Annotated in this window: 7 protein-coding genes and 3 rRNA genes; 8 read left to right on the top strand and 2 right to left on the bottom strand. The window is 53.6% G+C overall.

The features are described from left to right. Window positions 1-118 precede the first annotated feature (118 nt). The 3 genes from GUC46_RS22480 (at window position 119) to rrf (ending at window position 5008) form a co-directional block, all read left to right on the top strand. Window positions 119-1660 (top strand): 16S ribosomal RNA (locus GUC46_RS22480). 235 nt (window positions 1661-1895) lie between these two features. Then, window positions 1896-4802, top strand: a 23S ribosomal RNA gene (locus tag GUC46_RS22475). Window positions 4803-4892: 90 nt separating this feature from the next. Beyond that, window positions 4893-5008, top strand: a 5S ribosomal RNA gene (rrf, locus tag GUC46_RS22470). The 16S, 23S and 5S rRNA genes sit together here, the layout of an rRNA operon. A gap of 105 nt (window positions 5009-5113) precedes the next feature. Here the strand turns inward: rrf and GUC46_RS22465 are convergent. After that, window positions 5114-5551: an acetyltransferase gene (locus tag GUC46_RS22465; RefSeq protein ID WP_003841433.1), complete on the bottom strand. Its 438-nt coding sequence runs from the start codon at window positions 5549-5551 to the stop codon at window positions 5114-5116. 156 nt (window positions 5552-5707) lie between these two features. Between GUC46_RS22465 and metA the strand changes: the two genes are divergently transcribed. The 4 genes from metA to aceK all read left to right on the top strand — a co-directional run bounded on the left by metA (window position 5708) and on the right by aceK (window position 11694). Then, complete coding sequence (metA, locus tag GUC46_RS22460; protein ID WP_003841431.1) at window positions 5708-6637, top strand: homoserine O-succinyltransferase; 930 nt, start codon at window positions 5708-5710, stop codon at window positions 6635-6637. Between the two features lie 268 nt (window positions 6638-6905). Continuing rightward, window positions 6906-8507 (top strand): malate synthase A, encoded by a 1602-nt coding sequence (gene aceB, locus GUC46_RS22455; RefSeq protein WP_003844674.1) that lies wholly within the window; start codon window positions 6906-6908, stop codon window positions 8505-8507. 31 nt (window positions 8508-8538) lie between these two features. Continuing rightward, window positions 8539-9843 carry an isocitrate lyase gene (gene aceA, locus GUC46_RS22450; protein WP_003031609.1) on the top strand — a complete coding sequence of 435 codons (1305 nt, stop codon included), beginning with the start codon at window positions 8539-8541 and terminating at the stop codon, window positions 9841-9843. A 102-nt stretch (window positions 9844-9945) separates the two neighbouring features. Continuing rightward, complete coding sequence (gene aceK / locus GUC46_RS22445; protein WP_130715372.1) at window positions 9946-11694, top strand: bifunctional isocitrate dehydrogenase kinase/phosphatase; 1749 nt, start codon at window positions 9946-9948, stop codon at window positions 11692-11694. 21 nt (window positions 11695-11715) lie between these two features. On the opposite strand, the gene iclR is transcribed toward aceK, so the two are convergent. Next, window positions 11716-12540 (bottom strand): glyoxylate bypass operon transcriptional repressor IclR, encoded by an 825-nt coding sequence (gene iclR / locus GUC46_RS22440; RefSeq protein WP_003031613.1) that lies wholly within the window; start codon window positions 12538-12540, stop codon window positions 11716-11718. Window positions 12541-12735: 195 nt separating this feature from the next. Here iclR and metH point away from each other — a divergent pair, with 195 nt between their 5' ends. Then, window positions 12736-16419, top strand: a complete 3684-nt coding sequence (metH, locus tag GUC46_RS22435; protein WP_130715371.1) for a methionine synthase — start codon at window positions 12736-12738, stop codon at window positions 16417-16419. Window positions 16420-16532 lie beyond the last annotated feature (113 nt).

Below are 16532 nucleotides of genomic sequence, written 5' to 3'. Positions count from 1 at the left end.
ATCTGTGTGGGCACTCGAAGATACGGATTCTTAACGTCGCAAGACGAAAAATGAATACCAAGTCTCTGAGTGAACATACGTAATTCATTACGAAGTTTAATTCACGAGCATCAAACTTAAATTGAAGAGTTTGATCATGGCTCAGATTGAACGCTGGCGGCAGGCCTAACACATGCAAGTCGAACGGTAGCACAGAGGAGCTTGCTCCTTGGGTGACGAGTGGCGGACGGGTGAGTAATGTCTGGGAAACTGCCCGATGGAGGGGGATAACTACTGGAAACGGTAGCTAATACCGCATAACGTCGCAAGACCAAAGAGGGGGACCTTCGGGCCTCTTGCCATCGGATGTGCCCAGATGGGATTAGCTAGTAGGTGGGGTAACGGCTCACCTAGGCGACGATCCCTAGCTGGTCTGAGAGGATGACCAGCCACACTGGAACTGAGACACGGTCCAGACTCCTACGGGAGGCAGCAGTGGGGAATATTGCACAATGGGCGCAAGCCTGATGCAGCCATGCCGCGTGTATGAAGAAGGCCTTCGGGTTGTAAAGTACTTTCAGCGAGGAGGAAGGCGTTGTGGTTAATAACCGCAACGATTGACGTTACTCGCAGAAGAAGCACCGGCTAACTCCGTGCCAGCAGCCGCGGTAATACGGAGGGTGCAAGCGTTAATCGGAATTACTGGGCGTAAAGCGCACGCAGGCGGTCTGTCAAGTCGGATGTGAAATCCCCGGGCTCAACCTGGGAACTGCATCCGAAACTGGCAGGCTAGAGTCTTGTAGAGGGGGGTAGAATTCCAGGTGTAGCGGTGAAATGCGTAGAGATCTGGAGGAATACCGGTGGCGAAGGCGGCCCCCTGGACAAAGACTGACGCTCAGGTGCGAAAGCGTGGGGAGCAAACAGGATTAGATACCCTGGTAGTCCACGCCGTAAACGATGTCGACTTGGAGGTTGTGCCCTTGAGGCGTGGCTTCCGGAGCTAACGCGTTAAGTCGACCGCCTGGGGAGTACGGCCGCAAGGTTAAAACTCAAATGAATTGACGGGGGCCCGCACAAGCGGTGGAGCATGTGGTTTAATTCGATGCAACGCGAAGAACCTTACCTACTCTTGACATCCAGAGAACTTAGCAGAGATGCTTTGGTGCCTTCGGGAACTCTGAGACAGGTGCTGCATGGCTGTCGTCAGCTCGTGTTGTGAAATGTTGGGTTAAGTCCCGCAACGAGCGCAACCCTTATCCTTTGTTGCCAGCGATTCGGTCGGGAACTCAAAGGAGACTGCCAGTGATAAACTGGAGGAAGGTGGGGATGACGTCAAGTCATCATGGCCCTTACGAGTAGGGCTACACACGTGCTACAATGGCATATACAAAGAGAAGCGACCTCGCGAGAGCAAGCGGACCTCATAAAGTATGTCGTAGTCCGGATTGGAGTCTGCAACTCGACTCCATGAAGTCGGAATCGCTAGTAATCGTGGATCAGAATGCCACGGTGAATACGTTCCCGGGCCTTGTACACACCGCCCGTCACACCATGGGAGTGGGTTGCAAAAGAAGTAGGTAGCTTAACCTTCGGGAGGGCGCTTACCACTTTGTGATTCATGACTGGGGTGAAGTCGTAACAAGGTAACCGTAGGGGAACCTGCGGTTGGATCACCTCCTTACCTTAAAGAAACGTTCTTTGTAGTGCTCACACAGATTGTCTGATGAATGATGAACTTCTGAATGTACTTTCGAGTGCATTAAGAAGTTTTGCTCTTTAAAAATCTGGATCAAGCTGAAAATTGAAACGACACACTGTTTCATTTCTCCGTAATAAGAAATGAAAAGCGGTGTGTTCGAGTCTCTCAAATTTTTGCAAGTCGATGATGAATCGAAAGAAACATCTTCGGGTTGTGAGGTTAAGCGACTAAGCGTACACGGTGGATGCCCTGGCAGTCAGAGGCGATGAAGGACGTGCTAATCTGCGATAAGCGTCGGTAAGGTGATATGAACCGTTATAACCGGCGATTTCCGAATGGGGAAACCCAGTGTGTTTCGACACACTATCATTGCGTGAATACATAGCGTAATGAAGCGAACCGGGGGAACTGAAACATCTAAGTACCCCGAGGAAAAGAAATCAACCGAGATTCCCCCAGTAGCGGCGAGCGAACGGGGAGCAGCCCAGAGTCTGAATCAGCTTGTGTGTTAGTGGAACGGTCTGGAAAGTCCGACGGTACAGGGTGATAGTCCCGTACACCAAAATGCACAGGTTGTGAACTCGAAGAGTAGGGCGGGACACGTGGTATCCTGTCTGAATATGGGGGGACCATCCTCCAAGGCTAAATACTCCTGACTGACCGATAGTGAACCAGTACCGTGAGGGAAAGGCGAAAAGAACCCCGGCGAGGGGAGTGAAAAAGAACCTGAAACCGTGTACGTACAAGCAGTGGGAGCCTCTTTATGGGGTGACTGCGTACCTTTTGTATAATGGGTCAGCGACTTATATTCTGTAGCAAGGTTAACCGTATAGGGGAGCCGAAGGGAAACCGAGTCTTAACTGGGCGTTAAGTTGCAGGGTATAGACCCGAAACCCGGTGATCTAGCCATGGGCAGGTTGAAGGTTGGGTAACACTAACTGGAGGACCGAACCGACTAATGTTGAAAAATTAGCGGATGACTTGTGGCTGGGGGTGAAAGGCCAATCAAACCGGGAGATAGCTGGTTCTCCCCGAAAGCTATTTAGGTAGCGCCTCGTGAATTCATCTTCGGGGGTAGAGCACTGTTTCGGCTAGGGGGTCATCCCGACTTACCAACCCGATGCAAACTGCGAATACCGAAGAATGTTATCACGGGAGACACACGGCGGGTGCTAACGTCCGTCGTGAAGAGGGAAACAACCCAGACCGCCAGCTAAGGTCCCAAAGTCATGGTTAAGTGGGAAACGATGTGGGAAGGCACAGACAGCCAGGATGTTGGCTTAGAAGCAGCCATCATTTAAAGAAAGCGTAATAGCTCACTGGTCGAGTCGGCCTGCGCGGAAGATGTAACGGGGCTAAACCATGCACCGAAGCTGCGGCAGCGACACTATGTGTTGTTGGGTAGGGGAGCGTTCTGTAAGCCGTTGAAGGTGTGCTGTGAGGCATGCTGGAGGTATCAGAAGTGCGAATGCTGACATAAGTAACGATAATGCGGGTGAAAAACCCGCACGCCGGAAGACCAAGGGTTCCTGTCCAACGTTAATCGGGGCAGGGTGAGTCGACCCCTAAGGCGAGGCCGAAAGGCGTAGTCGATGGGAAACAGGTTAATATTCCTGTACTTGGTGTTACTGCGAAGGGGGGACGGAGAAGGCTATGTTAGCCGGGCGACGGTTGTCCCGGTTTAAGCATGTAGGCGGAGGTTCCAGGTAAATCCGGTACCTTTTTAACGCTGAGGTGTGATGACGAGGCACTACGGTGCTGAAGTAACAAATGCCCTGCTTCCAGGAAAAGCCTCTAAGCATCAGGTAACACGAAATCGTACCCCAAACCGACACAGGTGGTCAGGTAGAGAATACCAAGGCGCTTGAGAGAACTCGGGTGAAGGAACTAGGCAAAATGGTGCCGTAACTTCGGGAGAAGGCACGCTGATATGTAGGTGAAGCGGTTTACCCGTGGAGCTGAAATCAGTCGAAGATACCAGCTGGCTGCAACTGTTTATTAAAAACACAGCACTGTGCAAACACGAAAGTGGACGTATACGGTGTGACGCCTGCCCGGTGCCGGAAGGTTAATTGATGGGGTTATCCGTAAGGAGAAGCTCTTGATCGAAGCCCCGGTAAACGGCGGCCGTAACTATAACGGTCCTAAGGTAGCGAAATTCCTTGTCGGGTAAGTTCCGACCTGCACGAATGGCGTAATGATGGCCAGGCTGTCTCCACCCGAGACTCAGTGAAATTGAACTCGCTGTGAAGATGCAGTGTACCCGCGGCAAGACGGAAAGACCCCGTGAACCTTTACTATAGCTTGACACTGAACACTGGTCCTTGATGTGTAGGATAGGTGGGAGGCTTTGAAGTGTGGACGCCAGTCTGCATGGAGCCATCCTTGAAATACCACCCTTTAATGGCTGGTGTTCTAACGTGGACCCGTGATCCGGGTTGCGGACAGTGTCTGGTGGGTAGTTTGACTGGGGCGGTCTCCTCCTAAAGAGTAACGGAGGAGCACGAAGGTTAGCTAATCCTGGTCGGACATCAGGAGGTTAGTGCAAAGGCATAAGCTAGCTTGACTGCGAGAGTGACGGCTCGAGCAGGTGCGAAAGCAGGTCTTAGTGATCCGGTGGTTCTGAATGGAAGGGCCATCGCTCAACGGATAAAAGGTACTCCGGGGATAACAGGCTGATACCGCCCAAGAGTTCATATCGACGGCGGTGTTTGGCACCTCGATGTCGGCTCATCACATCCTGGGGCTGAAGTAGGTCCCAAGGGTATGGCTGTTCGCCATTTAAAGTGGTACGCGAGCTGGGTTTAGAACGTCGTGAGACAGTTCGGTCCCTATCTGCCGTGGGCGCTGGAGAATTGAGGGGGGCTGCTCCTAGTACGAGAGGACCGGAGTGGACGCATCACTGGTGTTCGGGTTGTCATGCCAATGGCATTGCCCGGTAGCTAAATGCGGAAGAGATAAGTGCTGAAAGCATCTAAGCACGAAACTTGCCCCGAGATGAGTTCTCCCTGAGACTATAAGTCTCCTGAAGGAACGTTAAAGACGATGACGTTGATAGGTCGGGTGTGTAAGTGTAGCGATACATTGAGCTAACCGATACTAATGAACCGTGAGGCTTAACCTTACAACGCCGAAGATGTTTTGGCGAAGAGACGAGATTCAGCTTGATACAGATTACATTAACCGGCGAAAAGCGGGTTAATAACAGAATTTGCCTGGCGGCTGTAGCGCGGTGGTCCCACCTGACCCCATGCCGAACTCAGAAGTGAAACGCCGTAGCGCCGATGGTAGTGTGGGGTCTCCCCATGCGAGAGTAGGGAACTGCCAGGCATCAAATAAAGTGAAGAAGCCCATCCTGACGGATGGGCTTTTTTGCGTGTGTGCGGGGTAAAAAAACGCCGGATGCGGTGTGCGCCAGCAGTTATCCGGATACGGCTACCCGTGTACGAGGTTGAGTAACGGGTACGCTCGTCCGAGATCGTCCACTTCCGTCCGTCCCGTCACAGTAAATCCCATCTTCTTATAGAATCCAACTGCCTGCTCATTCTGTTCATTAACGTTGGTCGTTAGCGTTGAAACCATTGATAAAGCATGTTCAATCAGCAGTTTACCAACGCCACTACCACGCACATCCGGATCGACAAACAACGCATCCATATGCTGATCGGTCAAAAGCATAAAGGCGACAGGCTCATCTTGTTCTGTCACTGCAACCCATAGCGGAGCTTCTGGTAAAAATGAACTTACCAGCTCTTCCAGCTCAATCCGATAATCCGCAGAGAGGAAATGGTGCGTCGCATCGACAGAACGACACCAGATAGATATGAGCTTATCGCCTTCGTCCTTACGCGAACGACGAATGGTAAAGGGCATGGCATTCTCCTTTTATCTTTACTGCACTATTCTACAGCAAGGGCCGTGAAACTTTCTCAACTTGAGGATGCAGGCTCGACATTCGCATGATTCCTGGGTATCTTCAGCTATCTGGATGTCTAAACGTTTAAACGTATGTAGTGAGGTTATCAGGTTATGCCAATTCGCGTGCAGGACGAGCTACCCGCCGTCAATTTCTTGCGTGAGGAAAACGTCTTTGTGATGACGACATCCCGCGCTTCCGGTCAGGAAATTCGACCACTGAAGGTGCTCATCCTCAACCTGATGCCCAAGAAGATTGAAACGGAAAACCAGTTCCTGCGCTTACTGTCTAACTCACCGCTACAGGTAGATGTTCAGCTATTGCGCATCGATGCTCGCGAGTCACGTAACACCCCTACGGAGCATCTGAATAACTTTTACTGTAATTTCGAGGATATCTGCGATCAGAACTTTGACGGACTGATCGTGACCGGCGCGCCGTTGGGTCTGGTCGAATTTAATGACGTGGCTTACTGGCCGCAGATTCAACAAGTGCTTGAATGGGCGAAAGATCACGTTACCTCAACGCTATTTGTTTGTTGGGCGGTGCAGGCCGCGCTGAATATCCTGTACGGAATTCCTAAGCAAACCCGTACGGACAAACTCTCAGGCGTCTATGAGCACCATATTCTGCATCCTCATGCGCTGCTGACGCGTGGATTCGATGATGCGTTCCTGGCTCCGCATTCGCGCTATGCCGATTTTCCTGCTGCGCTTATTCGCGACTACACCGATCTCGAGATTTTTGCTGAAACCGAAGAGGGAGATGCCTACCTGTTTGCCAGCAAAGATAAACGAATTGCCTTTGTGACGGGCCATCCGGAATATGATGCCCATACGCTCGGCAGTGAGTATTTTCGTGACGTCGAAGCGGGCCTAACGCCGGAAGTGCCCTATAACTACTTCCCGAAAGATGACCCGCAAAACAAACCGCGGGCAACCTGGCGTAGCCACGGTAATCTGTTGTTTACCAACTGGCTCAACTATTACGTCTACCAGATCACGCCATATGATCTGCGTCACATGAATCCAACGCTGGATTAATCTTCTGTAGCAGACGATCCTTAAGCGTTTCAGCATATTGAATCAGGCACCTTCGGGTGCCTTTTTTATTTCCGAAACGCACCTCACCGTGTAATTAAATTTTATTTATATTGTTATCAATAGGTTAATTGATAATTAAATTAAAAATGGAAATTGTTTTTGATTTTGAAATTTAAATGAGTAGTCTTAGTTGTGCTGAACGAAAAGCGCACAACGATCCTTCGTTCGCATTGGGGATGTGTTTGGATCAATGACGAGGAACTACGCAATGAATCAACAGGCAACGACAACCGATGAACTGGTCTTCACCAGGCCGCGTGGCGAACAGGAGCAACAAATTCTGACCGCTGAAGCAGTAGAGTTTCTGACTGAACTGGTGACAAGATTTACGCCAAAACGCAATAAACTTCTGGCTGCACGTATCCAGCAGCAGCAGGATATTGATGACGGTAAGTTGCCTGATTTTATTTCGGAAACGGCTTCCATTCGAGAAGGTGACTGGAAAATTCGCGGAATTCCTGATGATTTACTGGATCGCCGCGTAGAGATAACTGGGCCTGTTGAGCGCAAGATGGTTATCAACGCGCTGAACGCGAACGTCAAAGTCTTTATGGCTGATTTTGAAGATTCGCTGGCTCCTGAGTGGAACAAAGTTATCGACGGGCAGATAAACCTGCGCGATGCGGTCAATGGCACCATTAGCTATACCAATGAAGCGGGTAAAATTTACCAGCTCAAACCTAATCCGGCTCTGTTGGTATGCCGCGTTCGTGGTCTGCATCTGCCGGAAAAACACGTCACCTGGCGTGGCGAATCCATCCCGGGCAGCCTGTTCGATTTTGCCCTCTATTTCTTCCACAATTACAAAACGTTGCTGGCAAAAGGCAGCGGCCCTTACTTCTACCTGCCAAAAACGCAGGCCTGGCAAGAAGCAGCATGGTGGAGCGAAGTGTTCAGCTATGCAGAAGATCGCTTTAATCTGCCGCGCGGCACCATCAAAGCGACTCTGCTGATTGAAACGCTGCCGGCCGTCTTCCAGATGGACGAAATTCTGCACGCCCTGCGTGACCATATTGTCGGTCTGAACTGCGGTCGCTGGGACTACATATTCAGCTATATCAAAACGCTGAAGAACCATCCGGATCGCGTGCTGCCGGACCGTCAGGTGGTGACGATGGATAAGCCATTCCTCAGCGCCTATTCGCGTCTGCTGATTAAAACCTGTCATAAACGTGGCGCATTCGCGATGGGCGGCATGGCAGCTTTCATTCCCAGCAAAGATGCGGAACGTAACAACCAGGTTCTGACCAAGGTAAAAGCGGACAAAGCGCTGGAAGCCAATAACGGTCATGACGGCACATGGATTGCTCATCCGGGGCTGGCAGATACCGCTATGGCGGTGTTCAACGACGTACTCGGTGAAAACAAAAATCAGCTGTTCGTGACCCGTGAAGAAGATGCGCCGATTACTGCAGAACAACTGCTGGCGCCTTGTGAAGGTGAGCGTACTGAAGAAGGCATGCGCGCCAACATTCGTGTTGCGGTGCAGTACATCGAAGCGTGGATCTCCGGTAACGGCTGCGTACCGATTTACGGTCTGATGGAAGATGCGGCCACTGCCGAAATCTCCCGTACCTCCATCTGGCAATGGATCCACCACCAGAAGACGCTCAGCAACGGCAAGCCGGTTACCAAACCGCTGTTCCGTCAGATGCTGGCCGAAGAGATGCTAGTGATTCAGGACGAGCTGGGCGAACACCGCTACAGCAGCGGGCGTTTTGACGATGCCGCGCGCCTGATGGAGCAAATCACTACCTCTGATGAATTGATCGATTTCTTGACCCTGCCAGGCTACCGCCTGCTGGCGTAATCCACCACATAACAATATGGAGCATCTGCACATGAAAACCCGTACTCAACAAATCGAAGAATTACAGAAAGAATGGACTCAACCGCGCTGGGAAGGCATCACCCGTCCATATAGCGCGGAGGAAGTGGTGAAATTACGTGGCTCGGTCAACCCGGAATGCACGCTGGCTCAGCTTGGCGCGGCGAAAATGTGGCGTCTGCTGCACGGCGAATCGAAGAAAGGTTATATCAACAGCCTCGGCGCGCTGACTGGCGGTCAGGCGCTGCAGCAGGCGAAAGCCGGTATTGAAGCGGTCTACCTTTCAGGCTGGCAGGTGGCGGCAGATGCCAACCTGGCCTCCAGCATGTACCCGGACCAATCGCTGTATCCGGCGAACTCCGTCCCGGCAGTGGTGGATCGGATCAACAACACATTCCGTCGCGCCGATCAGATCCAATGGTCAACCGGTATTGAGCCGAACGATCCGCGCTATGTGGATTACTTCCTGCCGATCGTCGCCGATGCAGAAGCGGGTTTTGGCGGCGTCCTGAACGCGTTTGAACTGATGAAATCGATGATTGAGGCTGGTGCAGCGGCCGTTCACTTCGAAGATCAGCTCGCATCGGTAAAAAAATGTGGTCATATGGGCGGCAAAGTTCTGGTGCCGACTCAGGAAGCTATCCAGAAACTGGTGGCCGCCCGTCTGGCAGCCGACGTCATGGGTGTTCCGACGCTGGTTATTGCGCGTACTGATGCTGACGCAGCCGATCTGATAACGTCTGACTGCGACCCATACGACAGCGAGTTCATCACCGGCGAACGTACCAGCGAAGGGTTCTACCGTACGCATGCGGGTATTGAGCAGGCGATCAGCCGTGGTCTGGCCTATGCACCTTATGCGGATCTGGTGTGGTGTGAAACCTCCACGCCGGATCTCGAACTGGCGAAGCGCTTTGCCGATGCGATTCACGCGAAATTCCCCGGCAAACTGCTGGCCTACAACTGTTCGCCGTCATTTAACTGGCAGAAAAACCTGGACGACAAAACCATTGCCAGCTTCCAGCAGCAACTGTCGGATATGGGTTACAAATACCAGTTCATTACCCTGGCGGGCATCCACAGCATGTGGTTCAACATGTTCGACCTCGCACACTCCTATGCGCAGGGTGAAGGCATGCGCCACTATGTTGAGAAGGTTCAGCAGCCAGAATTTGCGGCGGCTAAAGACGGTTACACCTTCGTGTCCCATCAGCAGGAAGTGGGTACAGGCTACTTCGACAAAGTCACTACTATCATTCAGGGCGGCGCTTCCTCGGTGACCGCGCTGACCGGCTCGACCGAAGAATCGCAGTTTTGATTAATGCCCGGTGGCGCTGTGCTTACCGGGCCTACGAAGGGATGTAGGCCGGATAAGCGAACGCGCCATCCGGCATGACGTTGTGCCGGATGGGAGAAGTCGATGACGCGTGGCCTGGAATTACTGATTGCTCAGACGATTTTGCAAGGTTTCGACGCCCAGTACGGGCGTTTTCTGGAAGTCACCTCCGGCGCGCAGCAGCGTTTTGAACATGCCGACTGGCATGCGGTTCAGCAGGCGATGAAAAGCCGTATTCACCTTTACGATCATCACGTAGGTCTGGTGGTGGAGCAGTTGCGCTGCATTACAGACGGCAAAAGTACCGACGCGGATTTTTTACTTCGCGTGAAAGAGCATTACACCCGGCTACTGCCGGATTACCCGCGCTTCGAGATTGCGGAGAGCTTTTTTAACTCCGTTTACTGTCGGTTATTTGATCACCGCTCGTTGACTCCCGAGCGGCTGTTTATTTTCAGTTCTCAGCCAGAGCGTCGTTTCCGCACGATCCCACGCCCGTTGGCGAAAGACTTTTTTCCTGATACCGGCTGGGAGTGGCTGCTAACTCGCGTCCTTAGCGATCTTCCCCTACGTCTTCCATGGCAGAATAAACATCGTGATATCCACTACATCATCGAACACCTGACCGAAACCCTGGGAACGGATGTGTTGCCAGGCTGCCATTTACAGGTGGCGAATGAACTGTTTTATCGCAATAAGGCCGCCTGGCTGGTCGGGAAGCTGATTACCCCTTCTGGAACGCTGCCGTTTTTACTGCCAATCCACCGGACAGACGAAGGTGAGTTGTTTGTCGATACCTGCCTGACCACGACGGCGGAGGCGAGCATTGTGTTTGGCTTCGCCCGCTCCTACTTTATGGTGTATGCCCCGCTGCCCGCGGCACTGGTGGAGTGGTTGCGCGAGATCCTGCCCGGTAAAACCACCGCTGAATTGTATATGGCGATTGGCTGTCAGAAGCATGCAAAAACGGAAAGTTATCGGGAGTATCTGCTCTACCTGGCCAACTGTGATGAGCAGTTTATTGAAGCGCCGGGGATTCGCGGTATGGTGATGCTGGTGTTTACCCTGCCGGGCTTTGACCGGGTGTTTAAAATCATTAAAGACAAATTTGCGCCGCAAAAAGAGATGTCTGCCGCCCACGTCCGCGCCTGTTATCAACTGGTCAAAGAGCACGATCGTGTGGGGCGGATGGCTGACACCCAGGAGTTCGAGAATTTTGTGCTGGATAAACGGCAAATCGATCCGGCGCTGATGGCGCTGTTATTGCAGGAAGCCCCGGAAAAAATTACCGATCTTGGCGATCAGATTGTCATTCGCCATCTGTATATCGAACGACGGATGGTGCCGCTGAATATCTGGCTGGAGCAGGTCGAAGGTCAACAACTGCGCGATGCCATTGAAGAGTACGGCAACGCGATTCGTCAGCTGGCCGCCGCCAATATTTTCCCCGGCGATATGCTGTTTAAGAACTTCGGCGTCACCCGTCACGGGCGCGTGGTGTTCTACGATTACGATGAAATCTGCTACATGACGGAGGTTAATTTCCGTCATATCCCGTCGCCACGTTACCCGGAAGATGAGATGAGCGCTGAGCCGTGGTACAGCGTATCGCCTGGAGATGTCTTCCCGGAAGAGTTTCGCCACTGGCTATGTGCCGACCCGCGTATCGGGCCGCTATTTGAAGAGATGCACGCTGAGCTGTTCAGCGCCGACTACTGGCGTGGTCTGCAAACGCGGATTAAAAACGGGCATGTGGAAGATGTTTACGCCTACCGACGCAAACAGCGTTTCAGCGTGCGTTATGAAACCGACCGTAGGCCGGGTAAGGCGTAACCGCCACCCGGCAACCCCATCTTAGCGAAATCCGCCGTACGCCAGCGTCACTTCTTTCGCTGCTTTGATTGCCATTGCGCCAAACTCGGTCACACGGTCATCGGTAATGCGTGAGATTGGCCCGGAAATGGAGATGGCGGCGAACGGCTGACGGTGTTCATCATAAATGCACGACGCCACGCAGCGCAGGCCCAGCGCGTGTTCCTCATCATCAAAGGAATAGCCGCGCTTGCGCGTCTGAGCCAAATCCTCTTTCAGATGCACTGGCGACACCAGCGTGGCGTGGGTATAAGCGTGTAGTCCTTTGCGGTGCAGCAGCCCAGTCACCTGTTCTTCGCTCAGTTGGGATAAAAACGCCTTACCCGCCCCGGAAGCATGCATCGGCAGTTTGCCGCCGATAGGCGCGGACATGCGCATCAGTTGGGTGCACTGCACCTGGTCGATAATAATGGCCTGATGATCGCTTTGATCCAGCACGGCGAGGTTTACCGTCTCACCGGAGTCTTCCATCAGCTTGCGCAGGATCGGATGCACAATCGCCAGCAGATTACGGCTTTGCAAAAAGCTGCTGCCGACGATAAACGCATGTGCACCCACGGCCCAATGCCCTAATTCACCGACCTGACGAACAAATCCCTGCTGCTGCATGGTGGTCAATAATCGGTGAGTCGTGGAGTTTGGCAGGCCGGCCTGCTGCGCCAGCTCGGTCAGCGCCACGCTGCCGTTGGATTCCGCAATCCACTCCAGTAGCTTCAGGCCGCGCGTCAGGGATTGAACCTGCCCGGTTGCGGGCGCAGTAGTAGCGGCGGGTTTTCTACCGCGTTTCGCGGGAACGGGGGCAACCATGGCAGACTCCTTTTCTGTATCGTGGAAATCATTTTCGTTTTATTCAATTATAATGCAAGAATTCCTGTACTGATCGGATGAGTGAAGCTGAACATGTCTCATGTTGGCCGTTGTTCTCTTTTCCGCCTCTCAGGTTTGTGCCAGTATGGCCTGTTGAGTTTTTTTCGGTCTGGTTGAGCGTTGTCGGGAGCGAGTGTGAGCAGCAAAGTAGAACAATTACGTCAGCAGTTAAATGAACGTATTCTGGTGCTGGACGGCGGTATGGGCACCATGATCCAGGGATATCGTCTGAGCGAAGAGGATTTCCGCGGCGAACGCTTTGCCGAATGGCCGTGCGATCTGAAAGGCAACAACGACCTGTTGGTGCTCAGCAAACCGGAGGTGATCGCCGCGATTCACAACGCCTACTTCGAGGCGGGCGCGGACATCATCGAAACCAACACCTTCAACTCCACGACTATTGCCATGGCGGATTACCAGATGGAATCCCTGTCGGCGGAAATCAACTTTGCGGCAGCCAAACTGGCGCGCGTGGCGGCAGACGAATGGACGGCGCGCACGCCGAACAAACCGCGCTACGTCGCGGGCGTGCTTGGCCCAACCAACCGTACGGCGTCTATCTCGCCCGACGTCAACGACCCGGCTTACCGCAATATTACCTTTGATCAGCTGGTGGCCGCCTACCGCGAATCCACCAAAGCGCTGGTGGAAGGCGGCAGTGACCTGATCCTGATTGAAACCGTTTTCGATACCCTCAACGCCAAAGCCGCTATTTTCGCGGTTAAAACTGAATTCGAAGCGCTGGGCGTTGAGCTGCCGATTATGCTCTCCGGCACCATCACCGACGCTTCCGGGCGTACGCTCTCCGGCCAGACCACTGAAGCATTCTACAACTCCCTGCGCCACGCCGATGCGCTGACTTTTGGTCTGAACTGCGCCTTAGGTCCGGACGAGCTGCGCCAGTACGTGCAGGAACTGTCGCGTATTGCCGAATGCTACGTTACCGCACACCCGAACGCCGGGCTGCCGAACGCCTTTGGTGAGTACGATCTCGATGCCGACACCATGGCGGCGCAAATCCGCGAATGGGCCGAGGCGGGCTTCCTGAATATTGTTGGCGGCTGCTGTGGCACCACGCCGGAACACATCGCTGCCATGAGCCGCGCGGTGGACGGACTGCCGCCACGCCGCTTGCCGAAAATCCCGGTTGCCTGCCGTCTGTCTGGCCTTGAGCCGTTGAACATCGGCGACGACAGCCTGTTTGTGAACGTCGGCGAGCGTACCAACGTTACCGGTTCGGCGAAGTTTAAGCGCCTGATCAAAGAAGAGAAATACAGCGAGGCGCTGGACGTCGCCCGCCAGCAGGTAGAAAGCGGCGCGCAGATCATCGATATCAACATGGATGAGGGGATGCTCGACGCCGAAGCGGCGATGGTTCGTTTCCTCAACCTGATTGCCGGTGAACCGGATATCGCCCGCGTGCCGATTATGATCGACTCCTCGAAATGGGAAGTAATCGAAAAAGGGCTGAAGTGCATTCAGGGTAAAGGCATCGTTAACTCCATCTCGATGAAAGAGGGGGTTGAGACCTTTATCCATCACGCGAAGCTGCTGCGTCGCTACGGTGCTGCAGTGGTGGTGATGGCCTTTGACGAGCAGGGCCAGGCCGACACCCGCGCGCGTAAAATTGAGATCTGCCGTCGGGCGTACAAGATTCTTACCGAAGAGGTGGGCTTCCCGCCGGAAGATATTATCTTTGACCCGAACATCTTTGCCGTCGCGACCGGGATTGATGAACACAACAACTACGCGCAGGACTTTATCGGGGCCTGTGAAGACATCAAACGCGAACTGCCGCACGCGCTGATCTCCGGCGGCGTTTCTAACGTTTCATTCTCGTTCCGTGGCAACGACCCAGTACGTGAAGCCATTCACGCAGTATTCCTCTACTACGCCATTCGCAACGGTATGGACATGGGGATCGTCAACGCCGGACAACTGGCAATTTACGACGACCTGCCCGCCGAGCTGCGCGATGCAGTTGAGGACGTGATCCTCAACCGCCGTGACGATGGCACCGAACGACTGCTGGAGCTTGCTGAGAAGTATCGCGGCAGTAAAACCGACGACACGGCGAATGCCCAGATGGCGGAGTGGCGCAGTTGGGATGTGAAAAAGCGCCTCGAATACTCGCTGGTGAAAGGCATAACCGAGTTTATTGAGCTGGATACCGAAGAAGCTCGCCAGCAGGCCGCGCGCCCGATCGAGGTTATTGAAGGACCGCTGATGGACGGCATGAACGTGGTTGGCGACCTGTTCGGCGAGGGCAAAATGTTCCTGCCGCAGGTGGTGAAATCCGCCCGCGTGATGAAGCAGGCGGTGGCGTACCTTGAACCGTACATTGAGGCCAGCAAAGAGAAAGGTTCCAGCAACGGCAAAATGGTCATCGCAACCGTGAAGGGCGATGTGCACGATATTGGTAAAAATATCGTCGGCGTGGTGCTGCAATGTAACAACTACGAAATCGTCGATCTTGGCGTGATGGTGCCCGCGGAGAAAATCCTCAGAACGGCGCGTGAAGTGAATGCCGATCTGATTGGCCTTTCCGGGCTGATTACCCCATCGCTGGACGAAATGGTCAACGTGGCGAAAGAGATGGAGCGTCAGGGCTTCACTATTCCGCTGCTGATTGGCGGCGCGACCACCTCGAAAGCGCACACCGCAGTGAAAATTGAGCAGAACTACAGCGGCCCGACGGTGTACGTGCAGAACGCCTCGCGTACCGTTGGCGTCGTCGCTGCGCTGCTCTCTGACACCCAGCGTGATGACTTTGTCGCCCGTACGCGTAAAGAGTATGAAACCGTGCGTATCCAGCATGCGCGTAAGAAACCGCGTACTCCGCCCGTAACGTTACAGGCTGCCCGCGACAACGATCTGGCCTTTGACTGGGAAAACTACACTCCGCCGGTGGCGCACCGTCTGGGCGTACAGGAAGTGGAAGCCAGCATCGAAACCCTGCGCAACTACATCGACTGGACGCCGTTCTTTATGACCTGGTCGTTGGCCGGGAAATATCCTCGCATCCTCGAAGATGAAGTAGTGGGCGAAGAGGCGAAGCGCCTGTTCAAAGATGCCAACGACATGCTGGATAAACTCAGCGCTGAGAAGACGCTGAATCCGCGTGGCGTGGTGGGTTTATTCCCGGCCAACCGCGTGGGTGACGACATCGAGATTTACCGTGACGAGACGCGTACGCACGTCATCAACGTGAGTCATCACCTGCGCCAGCAGACGGAAAAAGTCGGTTTCGCCAACTACTGCTTGTCTGACTTTGTTGCGCCGAAACTGAGCGGTAAAGCGGATTACATCGGTGCTTTTGCGGTCACTGGTGGTCTGGAAGAAGATGCGCTGGCGGACGCCTTCGAAGCCCAGCATGACGACTACAACAAGATCATGGTGAAAGCGATCGCTGACCGTCTGGCGGAAGCGTTCGCAGAATATCTGCATGAGCGCGTACGTAAAGTCTACTGGGGCTATGCGGCGAACGAGAATCTCAGTAACGAGGAGCTGATCCGCGAAAACTACCAGGGGATTCGCCCGGCTCCGGGCTATCCGGCGTGTCCGGAACACACCGAAAAAGCCACCATTTGGGAACTGCTGGACGTGGAGGCGCATACCGGGATGAAGCTCACCGAATCCTTCGCCATGTGGCCAGGTGCGTCGGTTTCCGGCTGGTATTTCAGTCATCCGGACAGCAAGTACTACGCTGTGGCGCAAATCCAGCGCGATCAGGTTGAAGATTATGCCTTCCGTAAAGGGATGAGCGTGGCAGAAGTGGAGCGCTGGTTAGCGCCGAACCTCGGCTACGACGCCGACTGATTCACAAACTGTCATCTTTCTTTACAACAAACAGGGCGCTCAATGAGTGCCCTGTCTCTTTATTACGTTTAAACCCTTATACTGAAAGAAGGCTTCGGCCTCAGGAACATATA

The sequence above is a fragment of the Citrobacter sp. LUTT5 genome, assembly GCF_009905315.1.
GTDB classification, from domain to species: domain Bacteria; phylum Pseudomonadota; class Gammaproteobacteria; order Enterobacterales; family Enterobacteriaceae; genus Citrobacter; species Citrobacter freundii.
The sequence above is the reverse complement of the archived record's forward strand: the minus strand, read 5'-3'. Positions and strand labels throughout refer to the sequence as shown.

Bases quoted from the DNA above. Each gene is read 5' to 3' on its own strand.
- GUC46_RS22465 (WP_003841433.1), bottom strand. From the start codon at position 5,551: ATGCCCTTTACCATTCGTCGTTCGCGTAAGGACGAAGGCGATAAGCTC.
- metA (WP_003841431.1), top strand. From the start codon at position 5,708: ATGCCAATTCGCGTGCAGGACGAGCTACCCGCCGTCAATTTCTTGCGT.
- aceB (WP_003844674.1), top strand. From the start codon at position 6,906: ATGAATCAACAGGCAACGACAACCGATGAACTGGTCTTCACCAGGCCG.
- aceA (WP_003031609.1), top strand. From the start codon at position 8,539: ATGAAAACCCGTACTCAACAAATCGAAGAATTACAGAAAGAATGGACT.
- aceK (WP_130715372.1), top strand. From the start codon at position 9,946: ATGACGCGTGGCCTGGAATTACTGATTGCTCAGACGATTTTGCAAGGT.
- iclR (WP_003031613.1), bottom strand. From the start codon at position 12,540: ATGGTTGCCCCCGTTCCCGCGAAACGCGGTAGAAAACCCGCCGCTACT.